This window comes from Nocardia sp. NPDC004722 (assembly GCF_053601505.1).
Genome location: NZ_JBSGBY010000004.1, coordinates 13,615 through 29,909 on the forward strand (window position 1 = coordinate 13,615; position 16,295 = coordinate 29,909).

At 66.3% G+C, this 16,295-nt stretch carries 15 protein-coding genes; 5 read left to right on the plus strand and 10 right to left on the minus strand.

All coding sequences use genetic code 11. From position 1 onward, the window contains the following. Positions 1 to 80 precede the first annotated feature (80 nt). The 8 genes from ACWELQ_RS01490 to ACWELQ_RS01525 all read right to left on the minus strand — a co-directional run bounded on the left by ACWELQ_RS01490 (position 81) and on the right by ACWELQ_RS01525 (position 10,084). Complete coding sequence (locus ACWELQ_RS01490) at positions 81 to 1,052, minus strand: NAD-dependent epimerase/dehydratase family protein (protein ID WP_452395062.1); 972 nt, start codon at positions 1,050 to 1,052, stop codon at positions 81 to 83. Between the two features lie 309 nt (positions 1,053 to 1,361). Beyond that, on the minus strand, positions 1,362 to 1,520 hold the full coding sequence (locus tag ACWELQ_RS01495; RefSeq protein ID WP_452395063.1) for a hypothetical protein: 159 nt from the start codon (positions 1,518 to 1,520) through the stop codon (positions 1,362 to 1,364). Positions 1,521 to 1,786: 266 nt separating this feature from the next. Then, complete coding sequence (locus tag ACWELQ_RS01500; RefSeq protein WP_452395064.1) at positions 1,787 to 2,923, minus strand: pentapeptide repeat-containing protein; 1,137 nt, start codon at positions 2,921 to 2,923, stop codon at positions 1,787 to 1,789. A gap of 103 nt (positions 2,924 to 3,026) precedes the next feature. After that, positions 3,027 to 3,563 carry a hypothetical protein gene (locus tag ACWELQ_RS01505; protein WP_452395065.1) on the minus strand — a complete coding sequence of 179 codons (537 nt, stop codon included), beginning with the start codon at positions 3,561 to 3,563 and terminating at the stop codon, positions 3,027 to 3,029. Positions 3,564 to 3,823: 260 nt separating this feature from the next. Next, positions 3,824 to 7,450, minus strand: coding sequence for a tetratricopeptide repeat protein (locus ACWELQ_RS01510; protein WP_452395066.1), 3,627 nt, complete (start codon positions 7,448 to 7,450; stop codon positions 3,824 to 3,826). Between the two features lie 147 nt (positions 7,451 to 7,597). Beyond that, positions 7,598 to 8,080 carry a tyrosine-type recombinase/integrase gene (locus tag ACWELQ_RS01515; protein ID WP_452395067.1) on the minus strand — a complete coding sequence of 161 codons (483 nt, stop codon included), beginning with the start codon at positions 8,078 to 8,080 and terminating at the stop codon, positions 7,598 to 7,600. Positions 8,081 to 8,133: 53 nt separating this feature from the next. Then, positions 8,134 to 8,775, minus strand: coding sequence for a 2'-5' RNA ligase family protein (locus ACWELQ_RS01520; protein ID WP_452395068.1), 642 nt, complete (start codon positions 8,773 to 8,775; stop codon positions 8,134 to 8,136). Positions 8,776 to 8,788: 13 nt separating this feature from the next. Then, entirely contained in the window at positions 8,789 to 10,084 is a 1,296-nt protein-coding gene (locus ACWELQ_RS01525) for a helix-turn-helix domain-containing protein (protein WP_452395069.1), read from the minus strand. Positions 10,085 to 10,389: 305 nt separating this feature from the next. On the opposite strand from ACWELQ_RS01525, the gene ACWELQ_RS01530 reads away from it, so the two are divergent. From ACWELQ_RS01530 to ACWELQ_RS01540, 3 genes are read left to right on the plus strand one after another with little or no spacing between them, the layout of a single operon-like run. Beyond that, positions 10,390 to 10,851 carry a hypothetical protein gene (locus ACWELQ_RS01530; RefSeq protein WP_452395070.1) on the plus strand — a complete coding sequence of 154 codons (462 nt, stop codon included), beginning with the start codon at positions 10,390 to 10,392 and terminating at the stop codon, positions 10,849 to 10,851. Between the two features lie 15 nt (positions 10,852 to 10,866). After that, positions 10,867 to 13,017, plus strand: a complete 2,151-nt coding sequence (locus ACWELQ_RS01535) for an aminotransferase class I/II-fold pyridoxal phosphate-dependent enzyme (RefSeq protein ID WP_452395071.1) — start codon at positions 10,867 to 10,869, stop codon at positions 13,015 to 13,017. A 22-nt stretch (positions 13,018 to 13,039) separates the two neighbouring features. Next, a complete protein-coding gene (locus tag ACWELQ_RS01540) occupies positions 13,040 to 13,456 on the plus strand; it encodes an NUDIX hydrolase (RefSeq protein ID WP_452395072.1) in 417 nt (138 codons plus the stop codon). A gap of 48 nt (positions 13,457 to 13,504) precedes the next feature. On the opposite strand, the gene ACWELQ_RS01545 is transcribed toward ACWELQ_RS01540, so the two are convergent. Next, on the minus strand, positions 13,505 to 14,065 hold the full coding sequence (locus ACWELQ_RS01545; protein WP_452395073.1) for an N-acetyltransferase family protein: 561 nt from the start codon (positions 14,063 to 14,065) through the stop codon (positions 13,505 to 13,507). A gap of 79 nt (positions 14,066 to 14,144) precedes the next feature. Beyond that, on the minus strand, positions 14,145 to 14,402 hold the full coding sequence (locus tag ACWELQ_RS01550; RefSeq protein WP_452395074.1) for a hypothetical protein: 258 nt from the start codon (positions 14,400 to 14,402) through the stop codon (positions 14,145 to 14,147). Between the two features lie 100 nt (positions 14,403 to 14,502). Between ACWELQ_RS01550 and ACWELQ_RS01555 the strand changes: the two genes are divergently transcribed. Beyond that, positions 14,503 to 14,670, plus strand: a complete 168-nt coding sequence (locus ACWELQ_RS01555; protein ID WP_452395075.1) for a deazapurine DNA modification protein DpdA family protein — start codon at positions 14,503 to 14,505, stop codon at positions 14,668 to 14,670. 86 nt (positions 14,671 to 14,756) lie between these two features. Next, positions 14,757 to 16,223 carry a tyrosine-type recombinase/integrase gene (locus ACWELQ_RS01560; RefSeq protein ID WP_452395076.1) on the plus strand — a complete coding sequence of 489 codons (1,467 nt, stop codon included), beginning with the start codon at positions 14,757 to 14,759 and terminating at the stop codon, positions 16,221 to 16,223. Positions 16,224 to 16,295 lie beyond the last annotated feature (72 nt).

The window sequence follows — 16,295 nt, forward strand, 5'->3', positions numbered from 1 at the left end:
TTCACGGAATCGGGTGGGTCCACAACGCAATCCGGCCCACCCTACTGGCGAGGGTGGGCCGGATGCGGGCGATACCTGATTCAGCTGGTCAGTTCCTTGTAGGTGGCAGCGATGCCGTCGACAAGGCTGGTGCGCGCCCGCCATCCCAGCTCTGTGGCGGCGAGACTGGAATCCAGTGCGCCGTGGCGCCATTCACCCATCCGCGGGGGTGCCGAGCGAGCCGGGATCTGTTTGCCCGCAGCAGCATTGACCGCCTGCAGCAGGTCCCACACGGTGGTGGGATGCCCGGTGCCGATGTTGAACACCGACCGCGGTCCCCGGTAGGAGGCGGCGGCCAGGAAGGCTTCCACGACATCGCCGACGTAGACGTAGTCGCGGGTCTGGCGGCCGTCAGCGAACACGACCGGTTCGGCGTCGGCGGCGATGCGGCCACAGAAGATCGCGACCACCCCGGCCTCCCCGTGCGGATCCTGGCGGGGCCCGTAGACATTGCCCAGCCGCAACGCCACATGCCGGGTGTGGTGCAGCCGGTTGGACAACTGCAGATACTGCTCGGCGCAGTACTTCGAGATCCCGTACGGGGCGGGCGTTTGCGGCAGTACCGATTCCGGGGTCGGCAACGCCACCCCGTCGCCGTAGAGGGCGCCGCCGGTCGAGGCCAGGACCACCCGCGCCCCGACCGCGCGGGCGGCTTCCAGGACGTTGAGGGAGCCCAGGATATTATCGACCGCGTCGGCCTGCGGATCGGCGACGGAGTTGCGGACGCTGATCTGGGCGGCCAGATGGAACACGACATCCGGGTGTTCCTCGGCGATCACCTCGTTGACCGGGGCGGTGTCGGCGACGTCGATGGTGTGCAACTTGGTGATCCCACAGGGCAGCCGTTCGAATGTCCCGGTGGACATGTCATCGAGGACGGACACGGTGTGCCCGTCGGCCAGCAGGGCGTCGGCCAGATGCGAACCGATGAACCCCGCACCGCCGGTGACGAGTGCATCGGCCACCGGCCGGGCGAGCCCGCCGGGCTGGTCCTGGCGGCGATCGCCGCCCATCTCGTCACCGATCAGAGCAATTGAGCCTCGTACCGCTGCGGGGATTCGTTCCGACGACTTGAAACCCCTCAGCGAACGTATCATCGATCGTTACTGGAAATGCACACGAACGGGCTACCAGAGATGAGTACGAACGTGTCTACCGGAGATGAGTACGAACGAGTCACCAGAAAATTATCAGGAAGCCAGAACATCAGATTTCATCAATTCTGTGATTACGGAAATCGTGGCTGTAGAATCAACCGCGCAACAGTGGATGACATGAGGTGCTCTCACCCGTCGCAGGCACGACGAGTGAGAGCGGGCCGGTCAGAGCAGGCCGACCTCATGTGCTGCTCTTGCGAGCTGGTAGCAGCCGGTGGCCACCGCGGCAAAGGTCGCGGTGGCCACCTTGGCCCTATCGGAGGCCAAGGCGTCGAGCAGTGCTCGCAAGTGGCGAAAACGCTTACCCTCAGGTGGCATAGTCACCGTCCAATCTCCCACGGCTGCCCGCTCAGGGTTGAGCGAGTCGCCAGCCGCAGGGATCGGACGACGACGCGTACCTCGGTGAGAAATGCGCAAACGCCGAACTGGATTCTACGAGACAAATCTGTTTTGCGTGACAATCGAGAATTCGTCACCAAGATTTTTTGAGAAACCGTATCGCTCGGAATGTTTCCGGGGCCGCGAGGCCCTCAGCGCGCGTGGCGGCTGTGGATCGTAATCGAGTTCGCCGCGGCCGACTCATGCGGCCGTCAATAGCCGCCGCATTCTTTAGGAAAGAGATCGGGCATCACTGCTGGCGTTTTCGACGGTGGAATCGTGAGCCCTGGTGGCCAGGTCGTCTTTTCGTTGTACAGAGGATCTCTCCACGCGTCGCTAGCGAGATCGCGCATCTTCCCGAAATACACGTCTCGGATATCTGCAGACTGCGCGTAAAACCCCTTGAATTCACCGGAGAGACCAGCGCCGCACATTGTTACTTCACCAAATCCCGTGCCGGTCAGGTCGACATCACCCATGGACGCGTTGATGAACTGAGAGGACACCACCTGAATATTGGTGATGGCCGCACCGGACAGTTCCGTATTGTTGAAGTTGGCTCCGATGATCGGCGGTCCGGTGGGTCCACCGAATTTCGCTTTCTCCAAAACCGCGCCGTCGAGAACGACGCCGTCGAGTCGTATCCCGCGCAGGTCGGCACCGGGAAGCCATGCGCCTGCCAGGCAGGAGTAGGAGATGTCGAGCATGGTCGTATCGTCAGGATCGCGGTGGCCCAATATCGATAGTGCGGCCTCGATCCTGATTTCCGGCCGACTGCGGGTGGCTGGGTCGTAGTGACAGTTCGAGTCGGCTTTCGCCTGTCCTCGAACAAATGCTGCCACCACCTGATAAATGGAGGATCGGTATTCTCGCGAGTCGCTCGCCAGTCCCGAGAGCAGGTAGAGGCCGCCTTGCTGAACTGACGTATTGGGGTTCGCCAGTTCTTCGACCGCTTTCGCGTATCTGTCGGTCAGTTCTTTCTGCCGGGCGATATCGTATTGTTTATCGTTCGCGTTGGCGGTGTTGAGGTTGAATAACAGACTTGCCAGGATTCCAGCAGTGGCGGCGACAGCCGCGATTTTCGTCCAGCCGCCCCAGGTAACGATGGTTCTCGCGCGCTCGACGGCAGCGCGGCCGGGGCTGGGTTTGGGCCGTCGCAGACCGGTGACGCGCGCGGGTCGCCGGGTGCCCGGCCGTACCCTGCGAGGTGGCAGGCCAGCGCGGCGCGGCGCAGGTGTCGGCTGTGGGGGTGGGGGTGGGGGTGCGGGCCGGGCGAGGAATCGTCGGGCGATCGCCGAGACCCCGGAAGGTATCCGCGGTCGGCGGGGCGGGGTGGTCGCGCTGCTCATGACCCATGATCGTCCCCGAAAGTGCTGAGTTGCACAGACTTTCGCTACGCGGCCCCCGCGATCTGCTCGTCTCGACCTTCTTGTCTCACCGTGGTCGAGTCGGTCAGCCGGTGTGTTTGGCCCAGCGTTCCCAGGCGGCTTGGCGGGTGATCCCGGCGGCGCGGCCGATGGCGTCCCAGGACTGGCCGAGCAGTCGCGCGTCCTGCACCTTGCCGAGTCGTCGTTGTTCGAGTTCTCCGATGGCGGTGGAGGTTTCGGTGATCTCGCGCAGGATCGCGCCGGGGGCGATGTGCACGTCCCAGCCGATGTAGAGGTTCTCGGCGAGGGCGTCGCCGTCCTCGGCGTACCCGTTCTCGCTGTAGCCGCGGCCGGCGTCGACGTCGGCGGGGGTGGCGGCGCGGTCGATTCGGGGTCCGCGCCAATGGATTTCGCCGGTGGCGGAGTCCTGGCAGACGGCCTGCCAGGCGACGACCTCGCCCAGCGGCCGGTCCTGCCACTGGTTGGCGTCCTGGAGGAAGGTGCCGTCGGGGGTGATGAATGCCGTCACGGTGTCGAGGGTGCCGCCGCCTCCGCCCCAGCCGTCGGCGAACAGGTGCATGATCCAGCCTTCGTGGCGTCCGTCGTCAGCTTGCCGTCCCATGATCTCGCCTCTCGAATGTGTCAGGGTTCCCTGACAGCCTATGCCCTGTCAGGGATTCCTGACAGCGGAAGTTCGAGACCGCTCCCCCTGTTTCTGGCCTCCGATAAGCAGTCTTACCGGCTGCGCTCCATGTGGGTCGCTGAAAGTCAGTAACAATCAATATGGCCGAAAGGTGTTGTCCTCATTGGCTTTTGAGTTCGGATGCGAGGACGTTGGGATGCCAGGAGGCGTTCTTTCGTTCGACCGTGACGAGGCACAGCTCAAGACGCTGGATTCTGGCCAGGTGGGAGGGTGTTCAAGATCGAGGTCACTTCTTCACACAGTGCGCGGTCGGCGGCTCGTTCGATCAGCACGCGTTCCAGGACCGCCCGAGCGTCCTGGGGGCGGCCCAACGCGGTAAGAAGGTCACTGTGCCCGGTCAGGGCGTCGATGACCACTGGCCGAATGTTGGGTTCGGTGGCATATTCGGTCACGACCCGCTCGTAGCATTGCTGGGCTTCCTGCGGGTGATCCGACCAGGCAAGGACGTCACCTTTGAGGCACATCGCGCCGGCGAGCTGATAGCGGAACTCGGGGGCGTCGGCGTAGTCGGTCAGTACCCGTTCGGCGTTGCGCATCGCCGCGGTGAGACGGCCCAAATCTGCGAGCACGTTGCCTTCCATCACCAAGGCATCGGCAACAGATCCGCGGAGATCGGGATCGTCGGCATATCGCTTTACCACCCAGCTGTAGCAGCCCACCGCCTCCAATTGATGACGACCGAACCGCTGCGCGAGGACCCAGCCATGACGCAGCCATGCCTCGGCCACACATCTGCGGAGTTCGGGGTCGGGATCGGCGTAGAATTCGACCGTCAGCCGCAGATAGGCGTGGCCCGCTTTGAGGTGGCGACCCAGCTCGTGGAGGACATGGCCTCGGTTGAGCCTGGCTCTGGCGACGTATACGCGCAGGTTGCTGTCGCTGGCGCTGGCGTGGTCGGCGATCACTCGCCCGAATAGTTTGAGGGCTTCATGTTGACGCCCCAGTTTGTTGAGGGCAATGCCCTGCTGGACCCGTGCTTTAGCGGCCCAGGCGGTCAGGTCGGGGTTGTCTCCGTAATCGGTCACCAGCTGCTCGAAGGCCGGTATTGCTTCCGGTCCGCGATCCAACTCGTCGAGTAGCTCGGCCTGGCAGCCCAGCGCGTGGATGACGCCTTCACGGAAGTCCGGGTCGCTGTTCGTGGCATAGTCGGACACGAACTGCGCGTAGGACTCGAAAGCCTCTTGCTTGCGCCCCAACCGAGAGAGCACTTCGCCCCGGCGAAGCAGCGCCTCGGCGACGCTTCTGGTTGCCTCGGGAGCGCAGCCGAGAGCGGCGTCGGCGGCTACGCGTTCGTAGGCCTGCAATGCCTCTGGCAAGCGACCCATCAGATCCAGGGTGTCTCCTTGGGCGATGATCGCTGAAGCAACGTACCCAGGAAAAGTGGCGCGAGATTCGGTCTCAACCTGCTGGTGTGTGTCAAGAGCCTCTTGCCTGTGCCCTAAACGGGAGAAGATCGAGGCCCGTTTGGCCAATGCTAGAACGGCACATTCGCGAAGTCCGCGGTCGGTGTCGCCCGTGTACGTCTCTGCTACGTGCTGATAGGCGTCCAGCGCGTGCTGCCACCGACCCAGCTTGCCTAGAACCGAGCCCCGGCCATACAACGCCCAGGCCACCTGGTGACGCAGGCCGGGGTCGGTGCCGTAGTCGGCCGCCACCTGCTCGTATGCCTGCAGCGCCTCGGGTAAGCGACCCATTCGTTCGAGCACATCACCCCGATTGAACGCGGCCCACGCGACCTGGTTGCGACGGTCGGGATCGCTGGTAAAGCCGACCACCAACTGTTCGTGGACCTCGAGTGCCTCGGGCAGGCGATCGACCCCTCCGAGCACGCTGGCTTGGTTCTGCAACGCTCTGACGACGTAGTAACGCGCCGTGGGATGAGTATCGGTCGCGTAGTCGGCCACCACCCGGCGGTAGGCCGCGAGCGCATCGTCGCGGCGATCGACCTTTTCCAGAGCGAGACCTTGATGGACCAGTGCGATTGTGACAGCTGCGCGTATCAGCGGTTCGCGATTGGCCGCGTGGTCGGTCACCACTTGTTCGCACTCCTGCAGCGCCTCCTGCGGACGATCGAGCCGCAGGAGAACCGAACCCAGGTACGCCTGTGCCAGGGCGAGGTGCCAGCGCTGAGCGTCGCCATAAGTCACCAGCTGACGGTAGGCGGCCAGGGCGTCCGGGAGACGATCCAACCGTTCGAGGGCAACCCCGGTGCCGAGGAGTGCCGTGGCAACATGGGGGCGGGCGCGAGGGTCTGCGGCATGGTCGCTCACCACCTTTGCGTAGGACTCGAGAGCCTCCTGCGGACGCCCGAATCGGAGAACGTCACCCCGCTCGACCAGCGCTTTAGCGAGATGCACTCGCACGTCGGGATCAGAGTCGGCGGCGTAGCCGGCGAGCAACCGGTCATAGATTTCGAGTGCCTGGTCGGTGTGGCCCATCATTACAAACACATGTCCGCGGTTGACCGTCGCCCGGGCGGCGATCGGACGGCTCGCGGATTGCTCTGCCCGGGCGAATGCGGCCTCTGCTTCTGTCAGCCGCGAGTACCCGGCTGCCGCTTCGCCGATAGCTTCTGCTTGCAGGTCAGTGGCACTGTCGATCGCCGCGGCCCAGACCTCCGGCGGCGGCGCGGCATCGGAATTCTCGCTGGTGAACCGCACCACCAGGTCGAAGGCCAGGTAGCCGCGGGCGCGATACACCAGCGCAATAGTGCCGGTGACCGGCGCCATCGCCCACTCCAGTCCGCGAGTGAACCCTGCGTCGTCGGGCAGGATCCGCGACGGTAGATACAGCGGCCACATCTGCCGCAGTATCGTCTCCTCGACCGGATCGCTGCGGCCGCACCGCGCCCAATCGATCACCGCCCGGGCGACTGCGGTGCCTTCCGGACATCGATCGGCCTCGGCGTTCAATCGGCCCGCGAGCTCGGGCCCGGATACCAAATACGCGGCTAGCCCGAATCGGCGCACCAGCTCGAACTCGTTGGCCGACAACGTATTACGAAGAACTTCGACCTCGGTGTCGCTGGTCTGTTGCAACGGGATGCGGTGCGCGTGTGCGAGCACTCCCGAGGCAAGGGTCGAGAGGCTCTTCGAATCGCCGAACAGATCCCGGCCCTTGCCGCCATGAGTCGCCACCACGATCCGCCCGCGCACCCCGCCGTGCCATTGCTGCAGTATCTGCACAGTCAAACCGGCGTTGACCAGGAACGGTTCCAAATCGTCGAGCCAGAGAACGGCCGGGCGGTCGACGGGTACCGGCGGGACGGGGTCGATCAGGCCATTCACCGCGTTCTTGTCCTGATTCATCGGCGCGATCAAGGGCATCTCACGCAGCTCGGGGCTGTTTTGCAGCGCCTGAAACAGGGTCCGGGATTTGCCGACCTTGGACGGTCCCTCCACCACGACCAGCCACGGGCCGGTGCCGGTCACTGCGTCCCCGATCGCTGCGGTGACCTTGGCATCGATACGGCGGGCGACATACGCGGGCATGCGTGCGAGGGCGCGCGCAGTGGCCGGGTCTACCCCGATCTTGGACGGGGCGACCTCGCCGACTTTCGTCACCGGTATCTGCAACCGCAGTCGTTGCGCCGTCTCTTCGCTGTCGCGTTCTGCCTCAGCACGTTTGAGTGCCAGCCAGACACTGACCACCGCGCCGACTGCCACGGCACTCGCGCCGACGAGACTGAGCCACTTCTGTCCCGTCGGTACCGCCAGCCCGGCAGTGGCTACGCCGATCGCCACGATCGTTGCCCACACGGCCTGCCGTCGGGTCCAGGTTCCGACCGTGACCGCTCTACGCACCACGCTCCGACGCTACAACCGCCCGCAATTCTCCACACCGGAAACGATTTCCACCGCGAGCCGACGGGCTCCGCGAAACGAACTCTTGTTCAGAGCAGGCCGATTTTCGGAGAATCAGTCCTCTAGACCGAAGGGGCGATTGCCTGAAATCTACCGACGTGCGGCGTCGCGTCGTCGTCGTGCGGCGCGAATCTCGTTGTCCACCATCGCGTCCTTGGCCTGAGCGTAGATGAGGGTGGTCTCCAGCCGGGAGTGCCCGAGCCGCCGGCGAATCACTTCGGGATTGACGTCGGCATCGGTGAGTTCCTGGGCGTGGGCGTGCCGGAGCTGGTGCGGTGTGATGGCGATTCCGGCTGCGGCGCAGTAGTTCTGGAGTCGTGAGCGGGCGGCGCTGGGAGACAGGGAGCCGCCGCGGCCGTTGATACTGGCGCGGAACAGGGGTCCGGTGGTGTAGCCGGTGCGCTGCAGGTACAGCCGCAGCAGGGCGACGAAGCCGCGGTCGTCGAGCAGCGCGGTGCGTACCTTGCCGCCCTTGCCGTGCAGGGTGACGTGTTCGTCGTCGACGCCGCAGGCTTCGCTGATGCGGGCGCCGGTGACGTAGGCGAGTTCGAACAGCACCCGGTCGCGGTCCACTCGGCCAACCTGTTACGGCAACCAGCTCACCGGCGAGCATCCGCTGTTTCTGCTCACCCACCCGCGTGCAGGCCGACGCGCACGATATCGACCCATTCGTAGGCGAGGTGGTCGCGGTTGAGCTGGATCAACGCCACTTCAGTGACCAGGTCGTCGGTGTACGCGTCGGCCAGGCCATCCTCGTCGAGCTGGTCGCGGATCTCGCTGATCGGGGCGATCCCGGTGGAGTAGGCCAGCGTCAGGTGAGGCCGGAACGTGTTGGCGCGCTCGGGCACATTCCCCGCCCCCCAGACCTCGCCGATCGCGGTCTGTAGGTCGTCACGGATCCGCGCCAACGGTGTCAGATCAGCGAGAGGCATCTGCACGGTTTCGGTGTCCACGATCGGCGGACCGGCGTGCAGCGTGAACGGTGCGTGCGCGGCCAGCAGGGGGCGGGCCGCCTCGACGATGTCCTCGACGTCGGAGCGGTCGACCTCGTCGGTGAAGCCGATGCCTTGCAGGGTGATGTGCAGGCCGTCGGCGGTCACCGGCGCCATGGTCGGGATCTTCGCGAGGGCCGGTGCGGCGCGGGTGACGAGCTGGCGGGCCGGGGAGTCGGGCGCGAAGGTGATGTGCCAGGTGTAGAAGGAGCGGCCTTGGGCCCAGCCGGGCCGCCACCACCAGTGGTCACGGGTGAGTTCTGCTTCCTCGAGCACGGGGCCTCCTGGCTCAATCGGCTAGCTCGGGTGGGGTTCCAGGATCGGCCTCGCGACCGAACGCGACCGCGGACTCCACGATCTGTCCGACATCGCGGGAGCTGTGGTTGGCCGCGTCGCGGGCCATCACCGCGATCTCCCCCACTCGCTGCACCAGCGGGCCGACGCGATGCTCGCGCGGGGTCGCGGTCACCTGCTCGAGTTCGTCGATCACGACATCCAGATTGCCCAGTGCGACATGCGCTTTGATCTGCTGGCAGCGCACCATGCGTTCGGAGCCGAGGTTGCGGCGGTGATCAGGAGTGCGGGTGTAGGCATCGACGGCCGCGGTCGCGAACGACAGCGACCGGGCCGGATCGCCTTGTGCCAGGCAGGTATCGGCCCAGAACCCGCCCGCGCGCTCCGGCGAACACGTGAACGGCCCTGCCAAGGTGTCGACACGTGGTGATTCGGCCAGCTCGGCTCCGATATCGACCGCGCGGTCCAGAGCGGCGGATGCCTCGATCTTCTTGCGCGCCAACGACAGATCCAGTGCGTAGGCGCTGGAGAGGAACAACGCGGCAGTGCCCTCGTGCGCGTAGCGCAGCCCGTCGAGGGCGTACCCGGCCGCGGCCTCGTATTCACCACGCCAGAAGTGGGTGGTGTGCTGGGAAGCGCGGATCCAGGCCCGCAGCATGTCGTCCTCGGCGTTCTCGGCGAACACCCAGGCGGTGCGCAGATGCTTGTCGCCGGTATCGGGGCCACCCAGATCGGTGGTGATCCAGCCCAGCACGCTCATCGCCCAACCCGCGATCCCGTACAGCTGCGCGCTGTGGCGCGGCTTCTGGCGGCCGCCCAACAACTCGACGGCCTTGTCCCGCACGGTCACGACGCGCGCGAACAGCGGCATCGTGGGCTCTTTGAGGTACTCCCGCGTCGCCGAGCGGAGGTCCCCGCGCATGTCCTCGATCGTGAGAGGCCCCACGTTGCTCGCTTCCGCCCAGGTCAGCAGGGACGCTGACGTATTCGCCGACTCGCTGAGCAGGTCGGCGGCGGACTCGGAAGCAGCGGCAGGATGCGCGGCCTCTGATTCGCCTGGTGCGCTCGAACTCAACTCCCAATAGAACCGGCTGACCACATCATCGGACGCGGCCGCCAGGACCGCGTTCAACAGCCGTCGGCTGTCCAATCGGGGTGTGCGTCCACCGGTTTCCCACGCCAGCACCGTGCGTCGTGTGACCTTCACCCGCCGCGCGAGTTCCGGTCTGCTCAGGTTCAACGCGGTGCGCAGCGCGAGCACCTCGCGCGCCGTCCACTCGACCTCCACCATAGGCCCGCTCCCCGCTACCTGGTCGATGTGAGCGCGAAGCTACCCCTGCCTACCCCTGTGTGTACTCGGATTACCCCGATCGATACCGGCAGGCTCGAAAGCGCACCCGGTGCCGCTGGCCGCGAACAGTGCCCCGCCGCCGGGAACGGAATCCGCCCCCGCAGACAGATTCCCCGGCCCCGGGTGCTCCCCATCCCAACGGAGGGACCCCTCATGGCTGCCGCCCCGATCACCCCCGCTCTTCCCGTTCCCGGCACGCCCCGCGCCCTACCGGCCTCCCCTCCCCGGTCCCGCCCACGGCGCGCATGAACGCCGCCACGGTCCCCCGACCCGCTGCTGCGTGCGGGTTGCCGAGCAAGACCGAACTGCATCTGGCGTTGTGCGACAACACCATCGCCAGCCCCCTCTGTGCCGCCGTGCACGCACTGACCGACTGGCACCGCGTCGACCTCGCCAAGACCTGCCCACCTGACGCGACTGCGCAGCGCGAACGCACCGCCCTGCTGCAACGCATCGACGCCGCCGCGGTGGCCTGCCTGCCGCCGGCCCACCCGGGTGCACACACGCATCCGGAGTCGCTGGCCACGATGTTCGAGCGCCTCGCCGTGGCAGCTGCCGAAGCGCTCACCTGCTGGCAGGCCCTCGGTGGCACCCATCCCGCCATGCACGCCGCCTGGACCGCGCTCGCCGAGCTTGAGCTGCGCTACGCCGACCTGACCGCCGATCTGGCGACCGGACACCTGCGTCTGCCGCCGTTTGTCCCCTGAAGGAAGGAAACCCTCATGAAGATCACCGTTACCGGAGCCGGAGGCTACCTTGGTGCCCGTCTGGTCCCCGTACTGCTCGACGCCGGTCACCAGGTCGCCGCGGTCGACACCTTCCCCTTCGGCGAGGTGCTCGCCGATGTCGCTGGGGACCCGAACCTGAGCGTGCACCGCAGCGACGTCCGCACCCTGGATCCGGCGATCCTGCACGGCTGCGACAGCGTCATCGCACTGGCCGCGGTCTCCAACGACCCGGCCGCCAACCTCTCGCAACGGTGGACGACCGAGGTCAACCAGACCGCGACCATGCGGCTGGCCGAACAGGCTCGCGGCCTGGGGGTTTCACGGTTCCTGCACGCCTCCACCGCCGCGGTCTACGGTGTCGGCGGTGCCGAGTTCGACGAAACCGACCCCCTGCATCCGCTCTCGGCCTACGCGCGCAGCAAAGCCGACACCGAGAAAACCCTTGCCGACCTCGACACCGACAGCTTCCGGGTTGTGTCGCTGCGCATGGCCACTCTCTACGGGCTCTCCCCGCGCATGCGCCGCGATCTCGGTGTGCACGCGATGGCGTTGAGTGCGTTGTCCACCAACGAGATCCGTGTCGACGGGTCCGGGCAGCAGTGGCGGCCGCTGTTGCACGTCGAGGACGCCGCCCACGCTTTCCTGCACTGCGCCGAAGCCGAATCCCTGCCGCCCGCAGCGGTGTTCAACGTGGTCGCCGACAACGTGCGCGTGGTCGAACTGGCCACCGCCATCGCCGAAGCCACCGGCGCCACCATCCGCACCAGCGAAGGCCCCGACGATGCCCGCAGCTACCGCCTCAACGGTGCCCGCCTGGCCGCCACCGGATACGCGCCGGTGCGCTCCCTGCCGGAGGGGATCGCCGAAATCGTCGACTACTTCAGCGATCCCGACCGCCGCACCGCCGCCGCGGCGACCCATTTCTCCACCGCCGACACCCTCGCCCGGCTGCTGAAAACCCCCGCCATCCGCGGCGGACACCCGGTGCGGACCGTGCCGCTGCCGTTGGCGGTCCCCAACCTGGGCGATGCGGAGGAACACGAAGTACTCGACACCATGCGCTCGGGGTGGCTGTCCACCGGCCCCAAAACCCAACGGTTCGAACGGATGATGGCCGACTACCTCGGCGTGAAGAACGCGGTGGCCGTGAACTCCTGCACCGCCGCCCTGCACCTGGCGCTGCTCGCCGCCGGGATCGGGCCCGGGGACGAGGTGATCACCACCCCGGTCACCTGGCCGGCCACCGTGAACGTCATCGTGCATTCCGGCGCGAAGGTCGTGTTCGCCGACATCGACCCCGACACCCTCAACATCGACCCCGCCGCCGTCGCCGCGGCGATCACCAACCGCACCCGCGCGATCCTGCCCGTCCACATGGCCGGACAACCCTGCGACCTCGACGCGATCGGCGCGGTCGCGGCCAACCACGGCCTCACCGTGATCGAGGACGCCGCCCACGCCCTGGGCGCGCACTACAAAGACCGCATGATCGGCCAGATCAGCGACGCCGCCGCGTTCTCCTTCTACGCCACCAAGAACATCACCACCGGAGAAGGCGGGATGCTCGTCACCGACAACGACCAGTTGGCCGCCACCGCCCGCGCCCTGGCCGCCCAAGGCTTGAGCAAGGACGCCTGGAAACGGCACTCCACCAGCGGATCCCCGCACTGGCTGCTGGAATCGGCGGGCTGGAAATACGCCATGTCCGATATCGCGGCAGCGCTCGGCGTCGTGCAACTGCCGCGCCTCGAGGAGTTCATCGCCGCGCGCGAGCACCTCGCCGCGGTCTACGACGTGCACCTCGACGGGCTCGACGGGCTCACCCCGCTGCGGCGCCTGCCCGATCGCCGCCACGCGCATCACCTCTACATCGTCAAACTCGACACCGACCAGCTCACGATCGGCCGTGACGAATTCATCGCCGCGCTGCGCGCCGAAGGTATCTGCAGCGGGATCCACTTCCCGGCCCTGCACACGCAGCCGTACTATCAGCGCGAATACGGCCTGACCCCCGACGCCCTGCCGGTCGCGCACGACGTGGCTGCCCGCATTCTGTCTTTGCCGCTGCACCCGGGCATGAGCACCGAGGACGCGGTCGACGTCGCTCACGCGCTGGCCAAGCTCGTCACCGCCTATCACCACTGACCCGAACGGAGACCCGACCGGAATGAGCAGCGAAGGCACCCAGATCATCCTCACCAACGACGCCGGCGACGTCCTGATGTACCTGCGCGACGACTTCCCCCACATCCCCTACCCCAACATGTGGTCCCTGCCCGGCGGCATGCTCGAGGACGGCGAAACCACCGCCGAATGCATCGTGCGGGAACTGGAAGAGGAGATCGGACTCGTGCTCGACCCCGACCAGATCCAGCACTTCGCCACCCGGGCCTGCGATTTCGGGATCGAGCACACCTTCGCCGCCCACATCGGCGACCTCGACCTCGACAGCGTCACCCTCACCGAAGGCCAGCGACTCGCCTGGTTCAGCGAAACCGACACCGCCACTACCGAACTCGCGTACGCCGACAACGAGATCCTCGCTCGCTGGTATGCCACCCAACGAGTGATCAGCCGCACCTGACCGCAGCAACCGAGCAAGTGTCTGAGCCTCGGCCATCACGGCCGGGGCTCAGACGTCTCCCGGGTCCAGGTTGCGCACGTAGACGTCGAAGACCGGTGAGGTCCAGCCCGCACCCGCGGGGCTGTCTTGGCGGCCGACCAGATCCCAGCCTGTGGCGCGGTAGAACCGGGCCGAATCCTCCATCGCTGGAATCACTCCCAGGCTGGCACGTCGTTCACCACGCCCGGCCAGCAGCGCTTCCATCAGCCGGGTACCGACGCGCCCTCGCCGCCACCGGTCGTTGACCCCGAGGTCGATCACCGCGAAGGTCCGCCCCTCCCACTCGCAGGTGAACCCCGCCGGCATCGGATCCCGCAACCCTTCCCACCACCGCCCCGACCGCAACGCGTACCCGTAAGCGAACCCCACCAGTTCACCGTCGAGATCCTCCGCGAGCGCGCACCCGAAACTTGGATCCGCCAACATGCTCAGCATCGACGCACGATGCTGCCCGGGAGACTCCGCGACATTCGGCGGCACCGCGAACACCTGCTGATACAGAGCGTTGATCTCGCCGAGCCGAGCGGCGACCTCGCCCGCGGGCACCACCCGCACCGACACCTCACTCACACGACGAGGATAAGGACGCTCCCCGTGCGCCAGGCCGCCCTTGATGTGCGGCAACAACATTCCCCACAACATTCCCCACTCAGGACGCGCCCGACCCGCGTCCCCGGCCCGTCGATGCGGCGCGTTCGACCGGCGCAGTCTTGCGGCGGGATTTGGCCGGGATCGGTTTCGGTGGCCGTTCCGGGAGTTCGTCGGTGTCGCCGACCAGCCAGCTCAGAAACCCCGCCAGGTGCGCGGTGATGGTGGAATCCACCTGCCCCACCGCGATCTTCGCCCGCTCGTACAACTCCGGATCCGGGCGGAATCCCTTGTTCGGATGGCGGTGCTGGTTGGGCATACCCTCCATCATCCCACTGGTGGCAAGACACCCGACCGGCGTATCCTGAAAGGGTGGCAAGACACCTCTGACCAGCTGTAACACCCCACGGGAGTGCGTGATGAAGTTCTATCTCGGCACCCACCAACCACATTGGCTCGCCCTCACCGATGTGCCGCTGTTCATCAGCGACGTCCGCCTACGCGACCGCAAAACCTTCCCCCGCGCCCGCGGCGAATGGGGCCTCGACAGCGGCGGTTCTCCATCCGGTTCAGACGTGTCTCAGTAGACGACGCTCGGTTAGATTCTTCGCCGGTTCGGCCGACACACCGCAGGTCTCGGCGAGCTGGCTCTAATCCGGACATCGGAGGTCATGTGGAGTTGTTCTTCACCGGCCCATCGCGGCTGCCAAACGACGGGAGCGTCTCGGGCATCTCGCGGCCGGACCTGGCGCAGCTGATGGAGCGCCGCCTCCTGCCGGACGGCATGCCGGTGCTACTGGATTCGGCGATGCGTCCGGTGGAGCCGCTGTCGTCGTGGTTCCGGCATCTGGCGCTGCTCGGCCGGAGTCCGAAGACGATGCGCAAGTACGCCTACGCCACGTTACGGCTGCACGACTTCCTCACCGGCCGCGACCGAGACTTCCTGTCGGCGACGGAGCAGGATCTGTTGGAGTACAGGCTGTTACGCACCCGCCTGCAGACTGTGCCGATCACGCGCGTGACATGGGAGCCCGAGGCCACCGCCATCAACAGGCTCTATGACTGGCTGGTGAGCGAGCAACGCATCCCGAGGTCGCCGTGGCGCCAGCTACGTGGTCGGGATACCTTCCGCAACAGCATCCCCCGCGACATGCGTATTCGGCATATGACGTTGGACCAATATCTCTACTTCCGTGATGTCGGCTTGGCGGGCCTGCGGCCGGATGCAACGGTGGATTCCTCGTTTCGGGGCCGATCTCCCCACCGCAGCCGGGCTGGTGTCGAGCTGGCGCTGGTGACAGGCATGCGGCTTGGCGAGTGGTCCACAGTCCTTCTGCCCGAGCTTGGACTGGACCCGATAGCGAACCGAGCCATCGACCCGAAGGGCGTCCTGTTCCGACTGGTGGCGTGTGCGAAATACCAGCGGCCACGAGATGTGCATGTCCCGCGGTCGGCTATCGAGACGGTGCTGACTTACCTGCGCATGGAACGCGCCCACGTGGTGGCGGCAGCTCAACGCACACTGATCAAGCGGCGAGCGGAGCTGTTCGTCGTCAACGCGCAGCAGGAGGGCCGCGGCACGCTACGTGGGGTGCTGGATGGCGTGACAGTCACGCACACGATCGCGGAAATGCCGATGCAGTTGCGGCGTATCACGGTCATGGACACCGGCGACGGGTTGGAGCCGCTGGCGGTGTTCGTCGGTGCCGGCGGATGGATGCCGCAGCCGTCAACGTGGGACAAGGTCCGCTGGCGTGCTTGGGATCGGATGCGTGCCCACGCTGGTCATCCCGACGCGGCTGCGCTGCCGTCGATTCCGTGGCTCTACCACGACCTGCGTCACACGTTCGCGCTGCGCCTGTTGATGTTCCTTATGCGCAAGGCCGTAGAGGGCGTGGCCCGCGCGGATCTGCCGATGGCGACGCTCATCGACCATGTGGCCCAGAATCCATTGCTCGAGGTTCAACGTCGTATGGGTCACTCGAGTCCATCGACAACCTACGTCTACCTGCGGTATTTGAAGGATCCCATGCAGGATGTCGATGCGGCGTTCGCCGACTGGACCGAGCGCGACGTCACCTACGCGGAAATCGCTGAGCATGTGATGCGGCTGCCGGGCGGGGAATTACATGCCACGTAAAGGTGAATACTCACGCGGTGCGCAGGAGGTCGAACTCGTTTCTGCGCCACCACGAATCGGGTTGCGGGAGGT